The 20741-nt window shown below is 49.4% G+C and carries 19 protein-coding genes; 9 read left to right on the top strand and 10 right to left on the bottom strand.

Annotation, left to right across the window (positions count from 1 at the left end; genetic code table 11):
- Window positions 1-159 precede the first annotated feature (159 nt).
- Window positions 160-2313 carry a phosphate acetyltransferase gene (gene pta / locus AACQ93_RS04355; protein WP_157097512.1) on the top strand — a complete coding sequence of 718 codons (2154 nt, stop codon included), beginning with the start codon at window positions 160-162 and terminating at the stop codon, window positions 2311-2313.
- A 192-nt stretch (window positions 2314-2505) separates the two neighbouring features.
- On the opposite strand, the gene AACQ93_RS04350 is transcribed toward pta, so the two are convergent.
- Window positions 2506-2709 carry a hypothetical protein gene (locus tag AACQ93_RS04350; protein ID WP_064602433.1) on the bottom strand — a complete coding sequence of 68 codons (204 nt, stop codon included), beginning with the start codon at window positions 2707-2709 and terminating at the stop codon, window positions 2506-2508.
- 178 nt (window positions 2710-2887) lie between these two features.
- Between AACQ93_RS04350 and AACQ93_RS04345 the strand changes: the two genes are divergently transcribed.
- The gene (locus AACQ93_RS04345; RefSeq protein WP_064602431.1) at window positions 2888-3751 is read left to right on the top strand and encodes an AraC family transcriptional regulator; all 864 of its coding nucleotides are present in this window, start codon (window positions 2888-2890) and stop codon (window positions 3749-3751) included.
- A 119-nt stretch (window positions 3752-3870) separates the two neighbouring features.
- On the opposite strand, the gene focA is transcribed toward AACQ93_RS04345, so the two are convergent.
- Window positions 3871-4716, bottom strand: a complete 846-nt coding sequence (gene focA / locus AACQ93_RS04340) for a formate transporter FocA (protein ID WP_007467427.1) — start codon at window positions 4714-4716, stop codon at window positions 3871-3873.
- Window positions 4717-5142: 426 nt separating this feature from the next.
- Here focA and AACQ93_RS04335 point away from each other — a divergent pair, with 426 nt between their 5' ends.
- A complete protein-coding gene (locus AACQ93_RS04335; protein WP_064602429.1) occupies window positions 5143-5904 on the top strand; it encodes a sulfite exporter TauE/SafE family protein in 762 nt (253 codons plus the stop codon).
- Between the two features lie 67 nt (window positions 5905-5971).
- Here the strand turns inward: AACQ93_RS04335 and yfcE are convergent, their stop codons facing one another.
- The 5 genes from yfcE to AACQ93_RS04310 form a co-directional block, all read right to left on the bottom strand.
- Window positions 5972-6520 carry a phosphodiesterase gene (yfcE, locus tag AACQ93_RS04330; protein WP_064602427.1) on the bottom strand — a complete coding sequence of 183 codons (549 nt, stop codon included), beginning with the start codon at window positions 6518-6520 and terminating at the stop codon, window positions 5972-5974.
- 109 nt (window positions 6521-6629) lie between these two features.
- Window positions 6630-7031: a CBS domain-containing protein gene (locus AACQ93_RS04325; protein ID WP_007467410.1), complete on the bottom strand. Its 402-nt coding sequence runs from the start codon at window positions 7029-7031 to the stop codon at window positions 6630-6632.
- The gene (locus AACQ93_RS04320) at window positions 7028-7378 is read right to left on the bottom strand and encodes a P-II family nitrogen regulator (RefSeq protein WP_007467401.1); all 351 of its coding nucleotides are present in this window, start codon (window positions 7376-7378) and stop codon (window positions 7028-7030) included. The genes AACQ93_RS04325 and AACQ93_RS04320 overlap by 4 nt, the downstream gene beginning before the upstream one ends.
- Complete coding sequence (locus AACQ93_RS04315; protein WP_007467399.1) at window positions 7378-8163, bottom strand: DUF1538 domain-containing protein; 786 nt, start codon at window positions 8161-8163, stop codon at window positions 7378-7380. Before AACQ93_RS04315 ends, AACQ93_RS04320 begins: the two co-directional genes overlap by 1 nt.
- A gap of 11 nt (window positions 8164-8174) precedes the next feature.
- Entirely contained in the window at window positions 8175-8909 is a 735-nt protein-coding gene (locus AACQ93_RS04310; protein WP_007467396.1) for a DUF1538 domain-containing protein, read from the bottom strand.
- Between the two features lie 299 nt (window positions 8910-9208).
- On the opposite strand from AACQ93_RS04310, the gene AACQ93_RS04305 reads away from it, so the two are divergent.
- Window positions 9209-10102: a TIGR01777 family oxidoreductase gene (locus AACQ93_RS04305; protein ID WP_064606482.1), complete on the top strand. Its 894-nt coding sequence runs from the start codon at window positions 9209-9211 to the stop codon at window positions 10100-10102.
- Window positions 10103-10197: 95 nt separating this feature from the next.
- Here AACQ93_RS04305 and AACQ93_RS04300 read toward each other — a convergent pair whose 3' ends face one another.
- Both AACQ93_RS04300 and AACQ93_RS04295 read right to left on the bottom strand, forming a co-directional pair.
- Window positions 10198-12651 carry an ABC transporter permease gene (locus AACQ93_RS04300; protein ID WP_064602425.1) on the bottom strand — a complete coding sequence of 818 codons (2454 nt, stop codon included), beginning with the start codon at window positions 12649-12651 and terminating at the stop codon, window positions 10198-10200.
- Window positions 12648-13322, bottom strand: coding sequence for an ABC transporter ATP-binding protein (locus AACQ93_RS04295; RefSeq protein ID WP_064602423.1), 675 nt, complete (start codon window positions 13320-13322; stop codon window positions 12648-12650). The genes AACQ93_RS04300 and AACQ93_RS04295 overlap by 4 nt, the downstream gene beginning before the upstream one ends.
- Between AACQ93_RS04295 and tesA the strand changes: the two genes are divergently transcribed.
- The 4 genes from tesA to AACQ93_RS04275 all read left to right on the top strand — a co-directional run bounded on the left by tesA (window position 13321) and on the right by AACQ93_RS04275 (window position 16842).
- Window positions 13321-13920 (top strand): multifunctional acyl-CoA thioesterase I/protease I/lysophospholipase L1, encoded by a 600-nt coding sequence (gene tesA / locus AACQ93_RS04290; RefSeq protein WP_064602421.1) that lies wholly within the window; start codon window positions 13321-13323, stop codon window positions 13918-13920. The genes AACQ93_RS04295 and tesA overlap by 2 nt on opposite strands.
- A gap of 132 nt (window positions 13921-14052) precedes the next feature.
- Window positions 14053-14331 carry a hypothetical protein gene (locus AACQ93_RS04285; RefSeq protein ID WP_064602416.1) on the top strand — a complete coding sequence of 93 codons (279 nt, stop codon included), beginning with the start codon at window positions 14053-14055 and terminating at the stop codon, window positions 14329-14331.
- Between the two features lie 267 nt (window positions 14332-14598).
- On the top strand, window positions 14599-15426 hold the full coding sequence (locus AACQ93_RS04280; RefSeq protein ID WP_064602414.1) for an SDR family oxidoreductase: 828 nt from the start codon (window positions 14599-14601) through the stop codon (window positions 15424-15426).
- 561 nt (window positions 15427-15987) lie between these two features.
- A complete protein-coding gene (locus tag AACQ93_RS04275) occupies window positions 15988-16842 on the top strand; it encodes a thioredoxin family protein (protein WP_064602412.1) in 855 nt (284 codons plus the stop codon).
- A gap of 63 nt (window positions 16843-16905) precedes the next feature.
- Here the strand turns inward: AACQ93_RS04275 and cueR are convergent, their stop codons facing one another.
- Complete coding sequence (gene cueR, locus AACQ93_RS04270) at window positions 16906-17316, bottom strand: Cu(I)-responsive transcriptional regulator (RefSeq protein WP_064602410.1); 411 nt, start codon at window positions 17314-17316, stop codon at window positions 16906-16908.
- A 195-nt stretch (window positions 17317-17511) separates the two neighbouring features.
- Between cueR and AACQ93_RS04265 the strand changes: the two genes are divergently transcribed.
- A complete protein-coding gene (locus tag AACQ93_RS04265) occupies window positions 17512-20652 on the top strand; it encodes a heavy metal translocating P-type ATPase (protein ID WP_084418947.1) in 3141 nt (1046 codons plus the stop codon).
- Window positions 20653-20741: the final 89 nt, after the last annotated feature.

Below are 20741 nucleotides of genomic sequence, written 5' to 3'. Positions count from 1 at the left end.
TTGGGCATAGCGATTATTAACGGCTGGCTTAGGCCGGCCGTTTTTCATGGCATTCTGCTATATAGGAAAGCTATGACTTATTCTTGTGGTGCTGTTCAATAACGGTTCCCAAATCGTTATTGAACAGCACTTTCGTGTCAAATAGTTGAGGAATCCACAGTGTCCCGTACTATTATGCTTGTTCCGGTTGGTGCCGGAGTTGGTCTTACCAGCGTAAGCCTTGGTGTTCTACGCGCAATGGAACGCAAAGGTGTTCGCGTTTCTTTCTTCAAACCTATTGCTCAGCCACGTCACGGCGGTGAGCAACCAGACCTGACAACTACTATCATCCACGCTAACAGCGATATGAAAGTAGCAGAACCTTTCTCAATGGTTCGTGCGGAAGAGCTTATCCGTAACGACCAGAGCGATGTTCTGCTGGAAGGTATCGTTGCACGCTTCAAAGAAGCAACAGCTGATTCAGAAGTAGCTCTGATTGAAGGTCTGGTACCAACTCGCAAGCACCCGTTCGCGAACCAGATCAACTTTGAAATCGCAAAAACGCTGGATGCGGAAATCGTATTCGTTGTTGCACCAGGTACAGATAACCCTGCACAACTTAAAGAGCGTATCGAAGTAGCATGTTCTAACTTCGGCGGTATCAAGAACGAGCAAATCTCAGGTGTTATCGTTAACAAACTGAACGCTCCTGTAGATGCTGAAGGCCGCACTCGTCCAGACCTGTCTGAAATCTTTGACGATGCAGATAGCACTGTTCCTTCAAACGTTGAAGTAATGCAAGTGTTCAACTCAAGCCCAATCCGTGTACTAGGCTGTGCACCTTGGAGCGCTGAGCTAATCGCAACTCGTGCAACTGACATTGCACACCACCTGAACGCTGAAATCATCAACCACGGTGAAATCGAATCTCGCCGCATCAAGAGCATCACTTTCTGTGCACGCTCTATCCCGCACATGGTTGAGCACTTCCGTCCAGGTTCACTGCTGGTAACTTCTGCCGACCGTCCTGACGTTATCGTTGCAGCATGTCTTGCAGCAATGAACGGCGTTGAAATCGGTGCCCTACTGCTGACTGGCGGCTACGAGCTGCCTAAGCCTGTAATGGAGCTATGTGAGCGCGCATTCGAAACTGGCCTTCCAGTTATGACAGCACAAGGTAACACTTGGCAGACTTCTCTGAACCTTCAGAGCTTCAGCCTGGAAGTTCCTGCTGACGACAAAGAGCGTGTTGAGCTGGTTAACGAATACATGGCAGGCCACATCGACGGTCAGTGGATTGAGTCTCTGACTGAAGGTTCGACTAAAGAGCGTCGCCTGAGCCCTCCTGCATTCCGTTACGAGCTAACAGAACTTGCACGTAAAGCAGCTAAGCGTATCGTTCTTCCTGAAGGTGACGAACCTCGTACAGTTAAAGCAGCAGCTATCTGTGCTGAGCGCGGCATCGCGGAATGTGTGCTTCTGGGTAACCCAGAAGAAATCAAGCGTGTTGCTGAGCAGCAAGGTGTTGTTCTGGGTTCTGGCGTAACTATCATCAACTCTGATGAAGTACGTGAAAACTACGTTGCTCGCCTGGTTGAGCTTCGCGGCGCGAAAGGCATGACGGAAGTTGTTGCTCGCGAGAAACTACAAGACTCTGTTTTCCTTGGCACAATGATGCTGGAAAACGACGAAGTAGACGGCCTGGTTTCTGGTGCGGTACACACGACTGCTAACACAATCGTTCCACCATTCCAGATCATCAAGACTGCACCTGATGCATCTATCGTATCTTCTGTATTCTTCATGCTTCTGCCTGATCAAGTACTGGTATACGGTGACTGTGCAATCAACCCAGATCCAAACGCTGAGCAGCTAGCAGAAATCGCTATCCAGTCTGCAGATTCTGCAAAAGCATTCGGTATCGAACCTCGCGTTGCTATGATCTCTTACTCTACTGGTGAATCTGGTAAAGGTGCCGACGTAGATAAAGTACGTGAAGCAACTCGCATCGCTCAGGAAAAACGTCCAGATCTAGTTATCGACGGTCCTCTACAGTACGACGCCGCTATCATGGAAAACGTTGCTGCTTCTAAAGCACCAAACTCTCCAGTAGCTGGTAAAGCGACTGTATTCGTATTCCCTGACCTGAACACTGGTAACACGACTTACAAAGCCGTACAGCGTTCAGCAGACCTGGTTTCTATCGGTCCAATGCTTCAGGGCATGCGCAAGCCTGTTAACGACTTGTCTCGTGGCGCACTGGTTGACGATATCGTTTACACAGTTGCACTGACTGCGATCCAGGCGAAACAAGCTGACGACGCAAAAGCTTAATCGTTATTAACGACTAAGTGACTGAAAAGCGCCTCCGCCATGCGGGGGCGTTTTTGTATCTGACTGTTGGATTTTCTAACAAAAAAAGAGTGAGGCAATAAAGTCACTCACTCCGTGATAGTGTTTCTCTTTAGGGGGAACAAAAGAGTTATCAGCTATCCAAATACCATTACGCCAAACATGGCATAGTCATTAACAGTTCATACAAGAATTAGCTTTGATACTGGCTGGCTTGTTTAATGTCGCCATCTCCTGATTGAATTCCTGTACTGATTGATAACCAAAGACTTTCCAGTCGCGGCTACCGCTATACCCATAAGTAACCAGCAGGGTGTAAATCCACTCACGACGGGTGTTGCTGACTAAACGCCGAATCACCTGATACAACTTTTCCATTTGTTGGCTCCTTATTATGTCGCTCGTTATGGACACAATCTAAGCCTGCATACTTACAAAGCTAATACTAAGCCTCAAAAAAACAGTACTTTTCTGTCAGCAGTGCAAATCATGCTAGAAAACCAATAGTTTTTTGCTAAAAATACGTACTATCTCTGCATTCCAAGGTAGTCAGGTGATGAAGTACAAACTTGAGAAAGTCCCTCAACGACCGGGCATGTCCTGGCGCCACCAAATACAAACCGCACTAACAACAAATTCGGAAACCCATTACCATCATGAATTTGAGCTGAATTTGCAGGTAGCGAGTAAAGGGCAGATCCGCCTGGGACAATTTCAGGGAGAGTTAAATGAATATCATCTGGTGCTGATCCCGCCACATATGCCTCATGCTATTGAGCTGAATACTAAAAACCGGGAGGAAAAAGCAGAGTCTCACTCGGTCTGGTTTAAGAAAGAGTGGATTGCCAATATGATTTTCAGTTGCCTGGAATTAAGAAAGATGGAAACGCTGCTTAAACGTTCAGACAAGGGCATCTTATTTTCGGAACAAACCGCCAGGTTGGTACATAGCCTGTTAAAGCGCATCGACTATAGCTCAACGACTATCCATCAACTAGCCATATTAATTGAAATTATTGCAATACTTTGTCAGGACAAAGATGCAGTAACTTTAGTGCCTATATCCACGCAAACAGAAGAAAGCAAAGAAGATGAGAATAAAGACAAAATAGAAAAGCTGTCGGCGTACATAAACCAGAATTATGCCGAGAACATCACTCTCAGCCAGCTGGCAAAACATTTATATATGAGTGAAAGCAGTATTCACCGCTTGTTTCAACGGCATTTCGGGGAGAGTTTCAGCCAGCATTTGAAGAAAATCCGTCTCAGTCATGCAGCCCGCTTACTGGAAACAACAACCCTCAGTGTGGGGTATATTGCTGATGCCGTCGGCTACCGTAACCAGGCCAACTTCAACCGCAAATTCAAGAGCTATAAAAACTTAACCCCGAGGGAATACCGCAATAAATACCGACAGTGACAGGAAGCAAAAAAAGACCATAGTACCGAAGTACTATGGCCAAACTCAGACTCGATAATAAAACAAGGAAAACAACTAACGAATTAGTTAATAAACGTAGAACTAGGAATAAGGAAACTTTATTTACCGCGCAGGTAAATGATCCAATAACCCATACCGACAAATACGCCGCCACCGATGATGTTACCAATGGTCACCGGGATCAGATTATTGAGAATAAAATTGCTCAACGTCAAATCGGCAAAATCAGCCGGGTTCATGCCGCTCATCTGCCAGAATTCTGGTGAAGCCAGGTTCTTAATTCCAATTGCCATCGGCACCTGGAACATATTCGCGATACAGTGCTCAAAGCCTGCAGAAACAAACATTGCCACCGGCAGCACCATTACAATGATCTTGTCTGTCAGGGTACGGCCACTGAAAGTCATCCACACCGCCACACAAACCAGCACGTTACACATGATGCCCAACGCAACAGCCTGGAAGAAGCTGTGATGCAGCTTATGCTGGGCAATTTCCATGGTATTGATACCAAGGCCGCCATCAGCTGACATGTACTGTTTACTAACCAGCATAATACCCACCAGTAGCAAAGCACCGATAAGGTTACCGATATACACAACACCCCAGTTTAACCACAGGCTCTTCCAGCTTATTTTACCGCTGGCTCGTGCAACCAAAGTCAGCACCGAGCTTGTAAACAGTTCACCACCAGTGATCACAACCAGGATAAGGCCAAGACTGAATGCCAGTCCGCCAACAAATCGAGACATTCCCCACGCCATATCACCCGCTCCTGTGGTGACTGTCGTGTAAAACACAAATGCAATTCCAATATGCATACCGGCGGTCACCGCCAGTAACAACGACTTTATTGGATCTTTGGTCGCTTTACCGACACCGATCTCAGCCGCCTTCTCCGCCATTTGAGGCGGTAACAAAGAATCAAAATGACCCTGACTCATATTTATTGCACCTGATACTCACTGAAACACATAAAAAGCGTTGCCGGATATTGAACTTTATTCAGATAAAATTCAAGGCTAGATCACAACAAAAACTCGATAAAAACGAATCAATACTTCGAATATACCGAATCAACAGATAAAGTAAACATACATCAACATTTCGGTAATTCTATTGATCAATTTGCACAAAATAGCACTCACAATACCACGGCCAAACCACGTGAGTTCTTATCTGCCATAGCCGGTAAGAGCTGGTGATTTTGCTTCTCTTCGACAAAGCATCAACCAAAAATCAACAGATCGATGCCATAACAACATTCGGTTTAGCCGAAACCGACATCCCCCCAGTCATTGCTCTGGCTCATTCAATCACATAACTGTTAAGATGATTTCATTGCAGGTAAAAGGAATCACCGCATATTTATGGAATTATTCAACACTTTCGGCCTGTTTCTGGGCTCGCTATTCGCCAATACCCTGGCCTCCCTCTCTGGAGGCGGCTCAGGTCTGCTTCAGTTTCCCCTACTGATTTTTCTTGGACTGCCATTTGGTATTGCCCTCGCGACCCACAAAGTCGCCAGCGTTGCTTTAGGAATGGGAGCGGCAGTGAAACATATTCGATCCGGAACCTTAGACTGGAACCTGACCCTGGCAATCATTCTCGCCGGTATGCTGGGCGTTATTCTCGGCGCGAACCTGATCCTGTTTGTACCGGGCCGGATTGCTGAAGCTATGTTGGGCGGGTTAATTCTCGGGCTGGGAATTTATTCACTGACGAAAAAAGAGCTAGGCCAACAGGAAGAGACTCGCAATCGTCATCGCACCGGCATCATTCTCGGTGGTTTGGGCCTTGCTGCGATCGGTGTATTAAACGGTTCACTGACTGCAGGAACCGGGCTTTTCGTAACCCTGTTTTTGATCCGCTGGTTCGGATTTGACTACAAGCAAGCAGTAGCGCTTACCTTGGTCAGTGTCGGATTGTTCTGGAACGGCATTGGCGCAGCAGCTATCTATCTGGCAGGTGCTGAGATATATTGGCCGTGGCTTCCGGTATTACTCGCAGGCTCCCTGCTTGGCGGCTATCTCGGGGCTCACCTGGCGAGCCAGAAAAGCAATGCCCTCATTAAACGCTGCTTTGAGCTGCTAACCTTTGTCGTCGGTTTTAAGCTACTGCTAAGTATCTGATCTGACAAAAAGCAGACATAAAAAGAGCGGCACTCCGGCCGCTCTGAGTCATTCAGTTAAGTTGCATTTATGCCAGTTCTACCTGGCAAATCACTTCACCAGAGAAGTCCAATACCTTCAGGGTATTATCTTCCAGCATACCGTAGCTAGCTTTATGTTCGCCGCGAGGGATAGTGACAGAACCCGGATTGTACAGGTACAGCTCACCTTTCTGCTCAGCGACCGGAAGATGAGTATGACCAGACACAATCACATCACCGGCACGCAGGCGTGGATGCTTGTCACCGTTATAAAGGTGACCATGAGTCAGGAACAGGCGACGGCCGTTTGGCAACAGAACCAGGTTGTAATCAGCCATCATTGGGAAATCGAGCAGCATCTGATCGACATCGCTGTCACAGTTACCACGAACAGCAGTGATGCGAACAGCGTATTGATTCAGCTGCTCAGCCACTTCAATCGGGGCATAACCGGCAGGCAACGCATTACGCGGACCATGATTAAGCACATCGCCCAACAAGATCAAGTGCTCAGCGCCACTTTGTTCAAAAGCCGCCAGTGTCTTTTTGGTGCTCTCGGCACAGCCATGGATGTCAGATGCAAAAAACAACTTCATAAGGGGAAATTACCAGCTAAAACAGGATACGCCGATCCTACACTTATCACTGTGACATTTCTAATCGCAAATCCCGGCGTCAATCCTCTTTGAGACAGGTGAATCCTGGCTAATCAACCCGCAACATGCCATTAAGCACAATATTGTTGTAACTCACCATTCCCAACACTTTGCCATCTTCAATAACCGGCGCGCGGCTGATACCGAAACGCTCAAACAGACGGGCACAATAGCGGACATCCATCCCCGCATTTACCGACAGTGCCGGTTTCGTCATGATCTCATAAACATTGGTGCGCTGAGGTGAACGGTCAATTGCCAGCACTTTCTTGGCTATGTCATTCATCAGAACAATGCCGTACTCGTCATCGTCATGTCGTTTATTGACGATCAACGCCTTCACCTGACGCTCTTTGGCAATCTCCACCGCTTCAGCCACTGTGGTCAACCCCTCAACGATGGCGTAGGTATCCATCATCACATCCCTGACCCTGATCACCTTCTTGCTCATATTCTCTCCTCAACCACCTTGGTCAACGACTCAACCTGGTGCGCCACCCCGACCGCATCCTCTACATCAAGCTGAACCGCAATCCCCTCTCCGGTCCCGCGGTCGAACTCACCAACTTCTTCAATTGTTTCAAGAATCGATCGCGCCAAATGCTCTTCAACCACAAACAGCAAGACATCACGCTGGACTTCCAGATTCAGGCCGAAAAACGTCTTCTTTTTGCGAAGCCCTTCGCCGCGGGCATTGTTAATCACCGTTGCGCCGGTCGCCCCCGCAGCCCTTGCCGCATCCAGTACGTCATCCGTTCTGGAATCTTCAACAAATGCAAGTAACAACTTAAATCGCATTACTCTTCCTCCTTGCGCCCCCGCCATACCGACAACTGGGCATAGCCCATCACAGTGATCATCGGAAACAAACTGGCAAAAGCGATTAAACCAAAGCCATCCAGCATCGGGTTGCGTCCCGGTACATTCGACGCTAATCCCAACCCCAATGCTGTAACAATCGGCACTGTTACCGTAGAGGTTGTCACACCACCCGAGTCATAAGCCAAAGGAACAATAGTCTTGGGCGCAAAATAGGTCTGGATCACTACAATAATGTAACCGACGAGAATGTAATAATGCAGCGGATCACCGGCTACAATCCGATAACTTCCCAGCGCAATCCCAAACGCCACCCCTAGGGCAACCGCAATTCGCAACCCGTTAACCTTAATCGTGCCACCTGACACCTGATTAGCCTTAATAGCAACGGCAATCAGAGAGGGCTCAGCCACCGTCGTACTGAAACCAATCGCGGCTGCAAACAGATAAACCCAATAATACTCATCCCAGGGTACCGGTTGCGGTATCACCTCATCCGAGTCGAACAAAAAACCGATGTCTGTCAGCTGAGCTGCCATCGACTCGCCCAGTGGAAACAATGCCAGTTCCAGCCCCATCAGAAACAGGGATAAACCCAGTATCACATAAACGAAGCCCAGTAATACCCGATGCCAATTCGCCACCGGTCGCCGCAGCACCGCGAGCTGAAAGCCAAATATAATGATTGCGATCGGCAGCACATCCCTGACTGTCGTCGCCAACGTCTCAAAAAACAGACTTACTACTGATGTTAGCTCAATCATGCGTCCTTCAATTAATGCACCAACATGCCGTATCCCATAACAAAAATCATCGGAGTCAGCGAGGCAAAGGCAATCAGGCCAAAGCCGTCGATCATCGGATTACGTCCTTTAATTGATGAAGCCAACCCGACCCCGAGCGCAGTCACCAATGGTACTGTGATAGTCGAGGTGGTAACCCCGCCAGAATCATAAGCAATCCCGACAATGCTCGGCGGTGCAAACCAGGTCATCACCATCACCAACACATAACCACTGATAATCATCCAATGGATCGGCCAGCCTCTGATTATTCGAATCACCCCGAGCATAATCGCTATTCCAACTGACAGGGCAACCGTCAACCGCAACCCTCCAGCGTAATCATCCATCACCTCGAAGTTTTCTTCGATCAAGCCGCCCTCAGCGGCGACTTCAGCCGCTTCTGCCGCCACCGCAGTCAGCGCCGGCTCAGCAATGGTTGTTCCGAATCCCAGGCAAAATGCGAAAATAAGTAACCAAACCAGGCTGCCTTTACTGGCAAATGAACGAGCCATGGATTCGCCGATAGGAAACAGCCCCATTTCCAGGCCGAATATAAAAAACGTCAGACCGGTTACGACCAATACCAAACCAAGCAGAATGGACCCCAAAGCAGGCAAAGGCTGCTGCAATACCACCAGCTGAAAAAAAGCAATCACCACAATAATGGGCAGCAAATCGCGCAGACTGCTTAACATTGCTTTTAGCATTGCCACCACGCCCTTCATGCTGCCTCCTGCACTGCATCCATTCCCTTACAATTAAGGTAGTAGTCATTTACATTCATAAACACTATTTTTGTTCAAGGCGAGATACCAGACACATTATTTCTGTATCGTGCAATTTTGCCCGAATTCATCATCCTGAGAACTCGTATCCGGCTCTCAAATTTTCTTTTCTCTTGAGCAAACTGAACAGCAATGCGTTGATTAGGCTATGATTATGTGAATCGTTTATAATTGTTTTAATACTCTGATTAAGTACATTACTTCAGCTTTAACCACGGAAAGTAAGGACTATGGACGGCATGAATATTTTGGTAACCGGTGGTACCGGACTTATCGGCAAAGCACTTCTCGGCCATTTCTGCCACGATCACGTTACCGTACTCAGCCGCAATCCCAACCGCGCTTACCAGCGTCTCGGCCATCACATCAACGTCATCAGCGATTTAGATCAGTTAAGTGACTTAAATAACATCGACGTGGTGATCAACCTGGCCGGAGAGCCGATCGTTAGCAAGCGTTGGAGCGACCGTCAGAAAGACATCATCTGCAAGAGCCGCTGGGAAGTTACCCGTAAACTGGTAGACAAGATCAAAACCAGCAGTAATCCGCCCCACACTTTTATCAGTGGTTCAGCCGTTGGTATTTACGGGGATCAAAAGGCAAACTGCATTGATGAAAACTGCGAAACTGACGCGGATGATTTTGCCCATATGGTTTGCCAGAAATGGGAAGAAGCAGCACTGGAAGCTCAGTCAGATAAAACCCGTGTCTGCCTGCTCAGAACCGGGATTGTACTGGCTAAACACGGCGGAGCGCTGGCGCGGATGCTGCCGGCTTACCAGCTTGGGCTGGGCGGGCCGATTGGTGACGGCAAGCAGTATTTTCCATGGATCCATATCCACGATATGGTGAAAGGTATTCTGTTCCTGCTTAAACATCCTGAAACTCAGGGCGTCTATAACTTTACCGCCCCGAACCCGGTGACGAATAAGGAGTTCAGCCAGACCCTGGCTCGGGTGCTGCGCCGCCCGCACATCATGAAAACCCCGGCCTGGGTGCTAAAAGCGGCGATGGGAGAGTCTGCTACCTTGTTGCTCGACAGCCAGCGAGCCATCCCGACCCGTCTACAGCAAGAAGGTTTCCACTTCTGCTTCCCGAACCTGGAACATGCACTGCGAGAAACGTTGGGCTAAGAGCGAGAAGCGAGAAGCGAGAAGCGAGAAGCGAGAAGCGAGAAGCGAGAAGAAAAATTCCTCTTTCCTCTCGCTTCACAAACATAAAAAACTCGCTATCCCCTTAACGGCAGCAATAGCTGCCGGATCATCGAACGAATAATGATCACCACCAGTAATAAAGACAGCAAAGGCACAACCAGCCATAAGGCTGGATGCCATTGCAGCGGTAACTCAAAGCCCCACTTCACCAAAGCGGCCACGACCGCCTCAGCACCGGCGGCTGCCATTATGCCGGCAATCAAAGCCATAATGCCGTACTCACTCCACACAGTAGCAGAAATCCGCTGACGGCTGGCTCCCAGAGTCCGATACAGTTTTAGCTCTTCCTTACGCTGAGACAAACTAAGCCGCAGCAATGTCAGCACCAGCAATAAACCACTACTGACACCCAGTGCCGCCAGCACAGACAACGATAGCGACACCTGCTGCAATATTCCCTGAATTCGCTCAGCCATAATCCGCAAGTCCAGCAGAGTAACGGTCGGGAAATTACGGCCGAGCTGGTTCACCAGTGCATTCTGTTCGGCCTCTATCCGATAACTCACCAGCCAGGTCGCAGGCAGTTCAGCCATAACATCCGGAGTAAAGATAAAGTAAAAGTTCGGCCGCATATTACGCCACTCAACCTGACGAATACTGGTAACGGTCGCGCTGAAAGGCTGACTGTTAACGTTGAAAGTCAGCTCATCACCTAAACCTATACCCAGCCGATCCGCAATGCCGGATTCCACCGAAACGCCGCCCTGAGAGTGCCAGTCGCCTTCCAACAACACATTGTGAACAGGCATAGTCTTGCGCCAGGTAAAATTCAGCTCACGCCTGAGTGACTCATCACTCAGCTCACCGGAGGCTTTCTTCGCCTCAACATCCTGTCGGTTTATCGCCGTCAGGCGGCCACGAACCACAGGGTAGCTGTCAGAGCGAACAACCTGGTTACGATCCAGTTCACTGATATAGGCCTCTTGCTGCTCCGGACTGATATTCAGAGCGAAAACATTCGGCGCATTTGCAGGCAGCGTCTGTTGCCAGTCGGCCAGCAAATCAGTTCTGAGCAACCAGATAACCGCCAGCAACATCAACGAGCTGGTGAGCGCCGCCAACTGAGCTCCGGTTGCCATCGGGCTACGACCAATCCGGCTTAATGCTAATCTGACCGCTGCACCCCACTTACCGCGCCGCAGCAAAGCAACAAACAACAGTCCGAATATAGCCAGCACCACCAACAGAACCGAGAGACCTGCCAGTGTCAGCCACATTAGAGTATTACTTCCAAACCAGAACAGCGCAGTCACTACCGGCACCAGAATGAGCACATAACCGCGCCGCTTCACCGGCCAGTCCACCTGCTGTTGGATCACAGAAATAGCCGGCGCATCTACCAGTCGAAGAAGAGAAATACCAACTCCGGGGATGGCAACCAACAAAGCAACCAAGAGGCTAACGGCGAAAGGCGTCACACCAATCCCCGGCAAAGGATCCGGCAGCGCATCAGACAAAGGCAGGCGCAGCAAAAATTCCAGTCCCCATCCCAGTGACAAACCGGCAACTGCCGCAATACCAAACAACATCATCAGCTGCCTTGATAACCAGCGCCACAACCAGGCTTTTCCAGCCCCTAAGCTTTTCATCATGGCGACAGTTTCAATTCGAGTGGAAGTATAGTGCAGGCAGGTCAGCACCAGTGTGGCCGTTGCCATCAGGATCACCAGAATCAGTGTTAGGGATAAATACTGCCTTGCCCGCTCAATCAAATCACCGGTTCGGCCCTGCGACGTTTCACTGATCCAACGCTGACCAGGTTCAAGTGTTATCCCCTGCTGCAACTGAGCCAACTTTTCGTCCGGGCCAACAAAATACGCCCGGAACTGTACCCTACTGCCGGGTTGAACAGCCCCGGTTCTGTCCAGATCGTCACTATGGATCAAGACAGCAGGCATCTGACTGAAAGGATTAAAAGACAGCTCAGGCTCCTGAACGATCCGTCCGCTGACCTTCAGTTCAGCATCACCAATCGAAACGACATCGCCCGGCTCGACTTCCAACAGAGAAAACAGGCGTTCAGCCAGCCAAAGCTCTCCCGGACGTACCTGATGCTGAACATCTTCACCTTTTTTGAGTATCAACTCGCCGCGCAGCGGAAAGTCACTCTCAACCGCCTTGGCACTAACCAGTTGCATCTGTTGCTCACTAAAGGCCATCGTACCGAAGCGCGTCTGTTGAGAGACCGTCAGCCCCTGCGTCCTTGCCTGTTCAAGCACAGCATCATCGATAGGGTTCGGTGATCGAAACACCAGATCAGCCGCAATCATCGATCGCCCCTGATCCACCATGATCTTTTCAACCCTGACCACCAGCGACGACAGGGCAAACACACAGCCGATAATCAGGGTCAACGCAACTGCCACTGGCCACAGCTGCCCGTGCCATAATTCTCGCCAGCACCACTTCAGCAACAGTGAAGGTTTGCCGGGCAGAGTCAGCTGGCTGGTTTCACTCATTTCCGTCATGCCGCCTCCACACATCCACCCTGAATCCGAAATACCCGATCACAGCGGTCAGCCAGCTGTGGATCATGAGTCACCAACACTAGGGTCGTACCATGCTCACGGTTAAGCGCAAATAACAAATCAATCACAGTTGCGGCCGTATGCTGATCCAAATTTCCTGTTGGCTCATCAGCAAACAGTACTCGTGGCCGAGTCATAAAAGCCCGTGCCAACGCTACCCGTTGCTGCTCACCGCCGGAAAGCTGAGCCGGTAAGTGAGTCTCCCTGCCCGCAAGACCAACCTGATGCAACAACTCAGCGGCGCGTAGCTCATCCCCTTCCTCATCTTTAATAATCGATGGCAGCATCACGTTTTCCAGCGCGCTGAGCGAGGGAATTAACAAAAAACTCTGGAAGACAAACCCAATCGCATCACTGCGAAGTGCAGCTCTGGCCTCATCATCCAACCGGGACAACGACTGCCCGAGCAGCTCAATCTCACCACTGCTCGGGGTATCCAAACCGGCCAACAAAGTCATCAACGTGGATTTCCCGGCACCGGACACCCCGACCAGCGCAATTGCTTCTCCCTGCTCGACCTCAAGGGAAACATCCTGCAGAATGGTGAGAGACGATGTTGCTGTCGTCACCTGTTTGGATACTGATGAAGCCTTAATTACGGATGTAGACATGATGCGATTCCTTTCCGTTGTCCTGTTGGTGTTTTTTTCATTCAGCGCCTTCAGCAATACACTGCTGGTGGTCGGCGATAGCCTCAGTGCCGGTTACCGAATGCCTGCTGAGAAAAGCTGGCCGGTGCTTATGGAGTCTGTCCTGGAGCAAAAAGGCCATTACATCACTGTGGTCAATGCCAGCATCTCAGGGGATACCACGGGAAATGGCCTTGCCCGCTTGCCTAAATTATTACAACAACATAAACCAGACTACGTCATTATTGAGCTGGGAGCGAATGACGGGCTACGTGGTTTTCCTCCTTCAACTATACGCAAGAATCTCAGTCAGATGATCACTCAGGTACAGGAACAAGGCGGCAAAGCCATGCTGGTACAAATCCGCGTCCCGCCAAATTACGGCAAGCGGTACAGTGAGGTTTTCAGCAATATCTATCCTCAACTGAGCCAGAAATACGATGCCCCGCTGCTACCTTTCTTCCTGGAAGAAATTATTCTCAGACAGGAATGGATGATGGAAGACGGATTGCATCCCAAGCCGGATGCCCAACCCTGGATTGCGGAATTTATGGTGAGTGAGTTGATGCCACATCTGTAACGGAGCCTTCCTGCATGGGGGTTACTACAGGCTTAACACTTCATCCTAAAGTTGTATTTTTTTGTCTTCAGGAGGATAAAAAAACAAACATTGGCTAAGCTTCAACCTGTCAGAGAACAGAAGTGAGTGCTTATGTTAAAGGGATATACCATTACGTTTGCAACTGTATCAGCCCTATTGGTTCTTAGCGGTTGTAAATCAACTTATGATGACACCTATGAGCTTTATCAGGACTACCGCCTGCAAACAAACAATAAGGCTTATGCCATTGGTACCAACAAAATTGCCGGTGCCTCATGGGGAGCACGCAATACCAGAGAAGCGGCAGAACTGGCCATCAAAACCTGTGAGGGCCTAGGTGGTGTGAACTGTAATATCGTTGATGTTAACGGTTCTTCACTTTCCAAATAATCAGCCTCTCTTCCCTTATGGCTATAATCTGATAAGTGACAACAGCAAATAGTTAAATTCCCCCTGAGAGAGCAGTTTTAATTACAAACTGTTCTCTTTTTATATCCCCCTCTTCCGCAACTTTTCCGATAAAACAGGTACTAATAGATAATCAAGCATATCCCGTTTGCTATAAGGGCAGTTAATTTGCCATAAGAGCAGTCAATTAAGTACATTCAGTTAAACCCAACTAATACAACATTCAGGAAACACACTTAAGGAACAAGAATGAAAGAATCCATCCTGATCACCGGATGCAGCAGTGGTATCGGGCGCTACTGTGCCGAGCAACTTCATAAAGCTGGCTATAACGTAGTTGCCAGCTGCCGCCGTCACGAAGATGTTAAAGCCCTCAGGCAACAGGGGCTCAATTGCGTACAACTGGATCTGGACGATACCACTTCAATTCACCAGGGACTGCAAGAGTGCTTGGCTATTACCGGAGGTCGACTTGATGTTTTGTTCAATAATGCCGCCTACGGCCAACCCGGCGCTCTGGAAGACTTACCGACTGACGCCCTGCGCCAGCAGTTTGAAACCAACCTGTTCGGCTGGCATGAACTGACTCAGGCTGTCATTCCGATTATGTTGCAGCAAGGCAGCGGCAAAATCGTACAAAACAGTTCAGTACTCGGCCTCGTTGCCATGAAATACCGTGGAGCCTACAACGCCAGTAAATTTGCTCTGGAAGGTTATACCGACACCCTACGACTTGAACTTGACGATACCCCTGTTCATGTCAGCCTGATCGAACCCGGCCCTATCGAAAGTCACTTCCGGGCCAATGCCAAAAGCAAATTTGAACAGCATATCGACCTGAATGCTTCCCGCCATCAGACCAGCTACCGTAAAACACTGGAAAGGCTCGGTAAGTCGTCACCATCGAGTAAGTTTACCCTGCCACCAGAAGCCGTACTCAAACCGCTACTCAATATCCTTGATAGCCAGCGGCCAAAGCCCCGCTATTATGTCACCCAGCCAACCTATATTTTTGGCTTCCTGCGCCGTCTGCTGCCAACACGAAAACTGGATATGTTACTCAGTAAAAGTGCCTGACTCGCACTCCCTCAATCAGCAATGTATTAAGACCGGCTCGGAAAATAACAGCAGCACAGATTGAGGGAGTTCTTACAAATACATTCAAAATCAGCCTCCTAACAGAGGTTCTCCATTATTATCATCTGGCGCTTAACGACAAAAAAACACTACCTGACAATCACATTTAGGACTGTTAGAACACAAAAAACTCCCTGTTGCGCCTTAAAAGTGATAATTTCCACCAAAAAAGAAAGAAACGTCATATTTGTGTCACACAATCAGGTTAATTTAAAAGGGTAAATTGAAGGGGAGCCCAGAAATCCCCCCCCCATTACAGTTACTCATCCGATTGCTGAAACTAACATCCAAAGGTGTGGTTATGACGTTGCGCCAAATCAACATTCTCTGTGTCTGTGTGACACTTGCCCTGATGCTGACAATGCAAAATTAAAAAGGAGAGCCTGGCTCTCCTTTTTTCTATCTCCCTGTTTTATGACTCTAACTTCACTTTCCCCCTTGATTTCCATCGATAACCCCCCATAACTATTAGCAAAGACTGATTAAGTGAAGAGCAGCAACATGTATGAGAAACTAGCAATCGAACTTAACGAGCAAAACCTGCAACAAGTTATCGAAACCTCCATGCAGACCCCGGTGGTGATCAGCTTCTGGGCACCATCCATGCCTGAAACTATCGAGGTGAATAACACGCTGGAAAAAATAGCTGCGGAGTATCAGGGACAACTGGTACTGGCCACCCTGGACTGTGAAACTCAGCAGATGGTTGCAGCCCAGTTCGGTGTTCGCGGCTTACCAACAGTTGCGCTGTTCAAAAACGGTCAACCGGCTGACGGTGCCGCCGGCCCGCAAACCGAAGAAAGCCTTCGTGAAATGCTGGCCAAACACCTGCCAAGCCAGGAAGAGCTGAAACTAAAAGAAGCTCTTGCACTGGTAGACAGCCAGCAACACAACCAGGCACTGCCAATCCTGCGTGAACTGGCCGCTAAATTTGAACAAAACAGCATCATCAACTTAGCTATCGCTGAATGTCTGATTGAAACAGCTCAGTTTGATGAAGCAGAGCCACTGCTGGATAGCATCCCAATGCAGGATCAGGACGCTAAATACAAAGGGCTGATGGCTAAGCTGGAACTGCATAAAAAAGCAGGCAATTCACCAGAAATCCAGTTGTTGGAACAACAGCTACAGGCAGATCCGGCCAACACCGATGTAGCTTACGAGCTAGCCGTGCAGTACAGCCAGGTAAACCGCCCTCAGGATGCGTTGGAGCTGTTGATTAGCATTCTGCGTAAAGATATGAACTTTGCCGACGGCAATGCCAAAAAGACCATGATGGATATCTTGTCTGCACTAGGCCAAGGCAATGCGGTTGCCAGCCAGTACCGTCGTCAGCTGTACTCTTTGCTGTACTGATTCACCAAATACTGAATCAGGTACAGTCCCCATCAAAGAAGCCGCGATATTCTCGCGGCTTTTTTACTCTTTGCTACCCTGATTGGCGTGGCGGCACAAACCTTCAATAATCGGGCAACGGGCACTGTCATCACCCGGACACTGAACCGTCAATGCCTCAAGGGTTGTCTTCATCTCCATCAGCTCAGCAATCTTGTGATCAATTTCAGCCAACTTCTGCTCGGCCTTGGCTTTCACATCCGCACTCTTCCTTTGCGGATCGCGTGAAAAATCTAGCAGCTCCCGACATTCATCCAGATTAAATCCCACCAGACGCGAGCGGCGGATCAGCAACAGCTCATCAATATTAGTCTGGCTGTAGTAACGGTAGCCATTCGAGGAACGGGAAGGCGGCGTAATCACACCTTTATCCTCGTAGAAACGGATTGTTTTGGCAGTCAGGCCGGTCAGCCTGGCAACTTCACTGATGTTCACTATTCATCCTTACAGTTTCTGGAAGGTTATAGAGTTATTATTTCTCTATTGATGACAAAAACACAACCGAAAATCTTACTGAAACAATTTCATTGACATTCCACTTGATGGAAGGTTTATCCTCATGCCATCGTTATAAAAAGACTGCCTGGACAGTCAATCAAGCGCTATTGTTTGATAGCTAAGGTGAAACAAATGGCTGAGTACATTCTCCCGCTCAGCAAAGTTCGCTGCATGAATTGTGCGGGAAAAATCAAAGCATCCTTATCTGCCCTGCCCGGTATTGAGTCGGTAGACGTTGATACCCGACAAGCGGTTGTTCGCGGGGAAACGACACTCCCTCCTCTACTGCAGGCCGTTACCGACCTCGGCTATGAAGCCGGATATCACCACTCGCTGGGATTAAGCGGTTTGTCATGCTGTAAGTGTGTCAAGAAAGTCGAAACCGAACTGGCCGCTCATCCGGCAATAGCTGATTTCAGCGTCAGCAAAACCCATCTGTCGGTCACAGGTACTCTTCCCGAGACAGAGCTGATCAGCATTATTGAAAAACTGGGGTTTCAGGCCATCACCCGCCAGCATCACAACCTGCCGCTTGAAGGGCTGTCATGTGGCAAATGCGTAGCAAAACTGGAAAAAGCTTTTACCGAAACGCCGGAGATTGAACAGATCAGCATAAGCAAAACTCAGGCTGAAATCACCGGCTTCCTTACCCGTAAATCTGCCGTAGCCGTTGTGGAAAAAACAGGCTTTCAGGTTGTCGATGACAATACCGTCATTCTGGCACTAAGCGGCCTCAATTGTGGCAAGTGCGTCGCTAAAGTCGAAAAAGCACTAAATGAAAATCCGCAAATATCCAAATTCAATGTCAGTAAAACCCGTGCCGAAATCAAATCAGCGGTAGATGCAGATGGCCTGGTTTCGCTCATCAATGATCTGGGATTCTCAGCAAAACTGACTGATAGCTCAAAACCTGAAAACAGCACAGCACAAACAGAAACAGAAACAGAGTCCATATTGACGCCTGAAGCCACTCCGCAAACCGCAGCGGAACCAGCGCCGATTGGCAACCCAACTGACAATAGTAAGAGACAAAGAGAAAGCGACGAGACAGTTCAATTACTGCTGTCAGGGATGACTTGCGCCAGCTGTGTCGCCTCCGTCGAAAAAGCCATTATCGGAGTGCCCGGTGTCAGTCATGCCAACGTCAACCTTGCAGAAAGAACCGCTCTGGTAAGCGGTCATGCGCCAGTCGAGAGCATCATTTCAGCCATTACTGATGCCGGCTATGGTGCGGAACAGAGTGAAGATGAACAAACCCGCCGTCAAAAACAGCAACAGCAGAATGAACAAAACTTCCGCCAACATGTCCGCAATGCCATTATCGCTCTGGCTGTCGGCATTCCGATGATGGCATGGGGTGTTTTCGGCGGCAGTATGATGATTGACTCAACTACCAGCCAGATAGGCTGGGGATTGGTCGGGCTGATTACTTTTGTCCTGCTATGCACTATCGGCCGTCATTTTTACATCAATAGCTGGAAAGCCTTTAAACATCACCGCGCGACGATGGACACGCTGGTGGCTTTAGGTACTGGTGCAGCCTGGCTTTATTCGATGATGGTAGTGCTGCTGCCGGATCTCTTCCCCGATCAGGCCCGCCATGTCTATTTTGAAGCATCGGTGATGATCCTCGGGCTTATCACTCTGGGGCACGCTCTGGAAGCACGGGCACGAAGCAGGACATCCAAAGCGCTCGAACAACTGATCGACCTGCAACCACAAACTGCCATTATCGTCAGCGACGACACAGAACGCGAAGTACCGCTGGCCGAAGTCAAAGTCGGTATGCTGCTACGCCTGTATCCGGGAGCCAAAGTCCCGGTTGATGGTCGTATTGAACAAGGTCAGAGCTACCTGGATGAGTCCATGCTGACCGGTGAACCGCTGCCGGCGAACAAACAGCCCGGCGACAAACTTCATGCCGGAACTATTAACCAGAACGGCAGCCTGCTGTTCCGCGCCGAACAAATCGGCAACGATACTATGCTGGCACGGATCATCAGCCTGGTTCGTCAGGCACAAAGCAGTAAGCCGGCATTGGCACGAATGGCAGATACCATCTCAGCAATTTTTGTTCCTGCCGTGATGATTATCGCGATCCTTACTGCCATGATCTGGTATTACGTCGGGCCTGAGCCATCCTCTATCTACATGCTGGTAACGGCAACCACAGTGCTGATCATTGCCTGTCCTTGTGCACTCGGACTGGCAACACCGATGTCTGTAACCGTCGGAGTCGGCCGCGCCGCAGAATACGGGGTGCTGATCCGCAATGCAGAAGCGATGCAAGTTGCCGCCGACGTAGATACTGTCGTACTGGATAAAACAGGCACCCTTACTGAAGGGAAACCAAAAGTCATTGATTGCCGGAGCTACAGTGAAATAAGCAGTAAGCAACTGCTTACTCTTGCAGCCAGCCTGGAACAAGGCTCCGAACACCCGCTGGCTCGCGCTATTGTCACTGCAGCGGAAGAAAAGTCCCTTCTGCTAGTGCCACAATCAGAGTTCAAAGCCTTACCCGGCTATGGTGTACAAGGCAAGGTAAGCGGTCACCAACTTCTGCTCGGTAATACAAAGTTGATGACTAAACACGACATTGATATTTCAGCAGCCAAAGAAGATGCCAAAGTCATTGCCAGCCAAGGAGCGACTCCGATCTATGTTGCTGTGGATCATCAATTGACCGGACTGATGGGGATCAGTGATCCGCTCAGAACTGATTCAATAGCAGCAATTAAACGCCTGAAGAAAATGCGACTTGAAGTAGTAATGCTGACAGGTGATACCGAGATCACCGCCAAAGCCATCGCCAAACAAGCCGGTATTGATACCGTAATTGCCGGAGTACTGCCGGATGGTAAAGCGGCTAAGATAGCGGAGCTCCAACAGCAAGGTAAACGCGTAGCCATGGTCGGTGATGGCATCAACGATGCGCCAGCGTTAGCTCAGGCCGAAGTCGGGATCGCCATGGGCAGCGGCAGTGATGTTGCCATTGAAAGTGCCCAGCTGACTCTGATCCGCCACTCACTTAATGGCGTGGCTGATGCGCTTGAACTGTCTTCAGCGACTCTGAAAAACATGAAGCAGAACCTGTTCGGGGCATTTATTTATAACAGCCTGGGTATCCCCGTGGCAGCAGGGGTTCTGTTCCCGCTAACCGGCACCCTACTCAGCCCGGTTATTGCCGGAGCAGCGATGGCCCTGTCGTCCATTACCGTGGTCAGCAATGCCAACCGCCTGCGACTATTCACCCCAAATCACCAGGAGAAATAATATGGTTGCACTCATCGGCCTTGCCGCTATCGCCTTTATCATCTGGTGGTTCTGGCTACATCCGGAAACCAAAAGCTAAAGCCTGCCAC

Source organism: Photobacterium sp. J15, assembly GCF_963870815.1.
GTDB lineage: Bacteria > Pseudomonadota > Gammaproteobacteria > Enterobacterales > Vibrionaceae > Photobacterium > Photobacterium marinum.
This window is presented reverse-complemented; position numbering and strand designations above follow the sequence as displayed.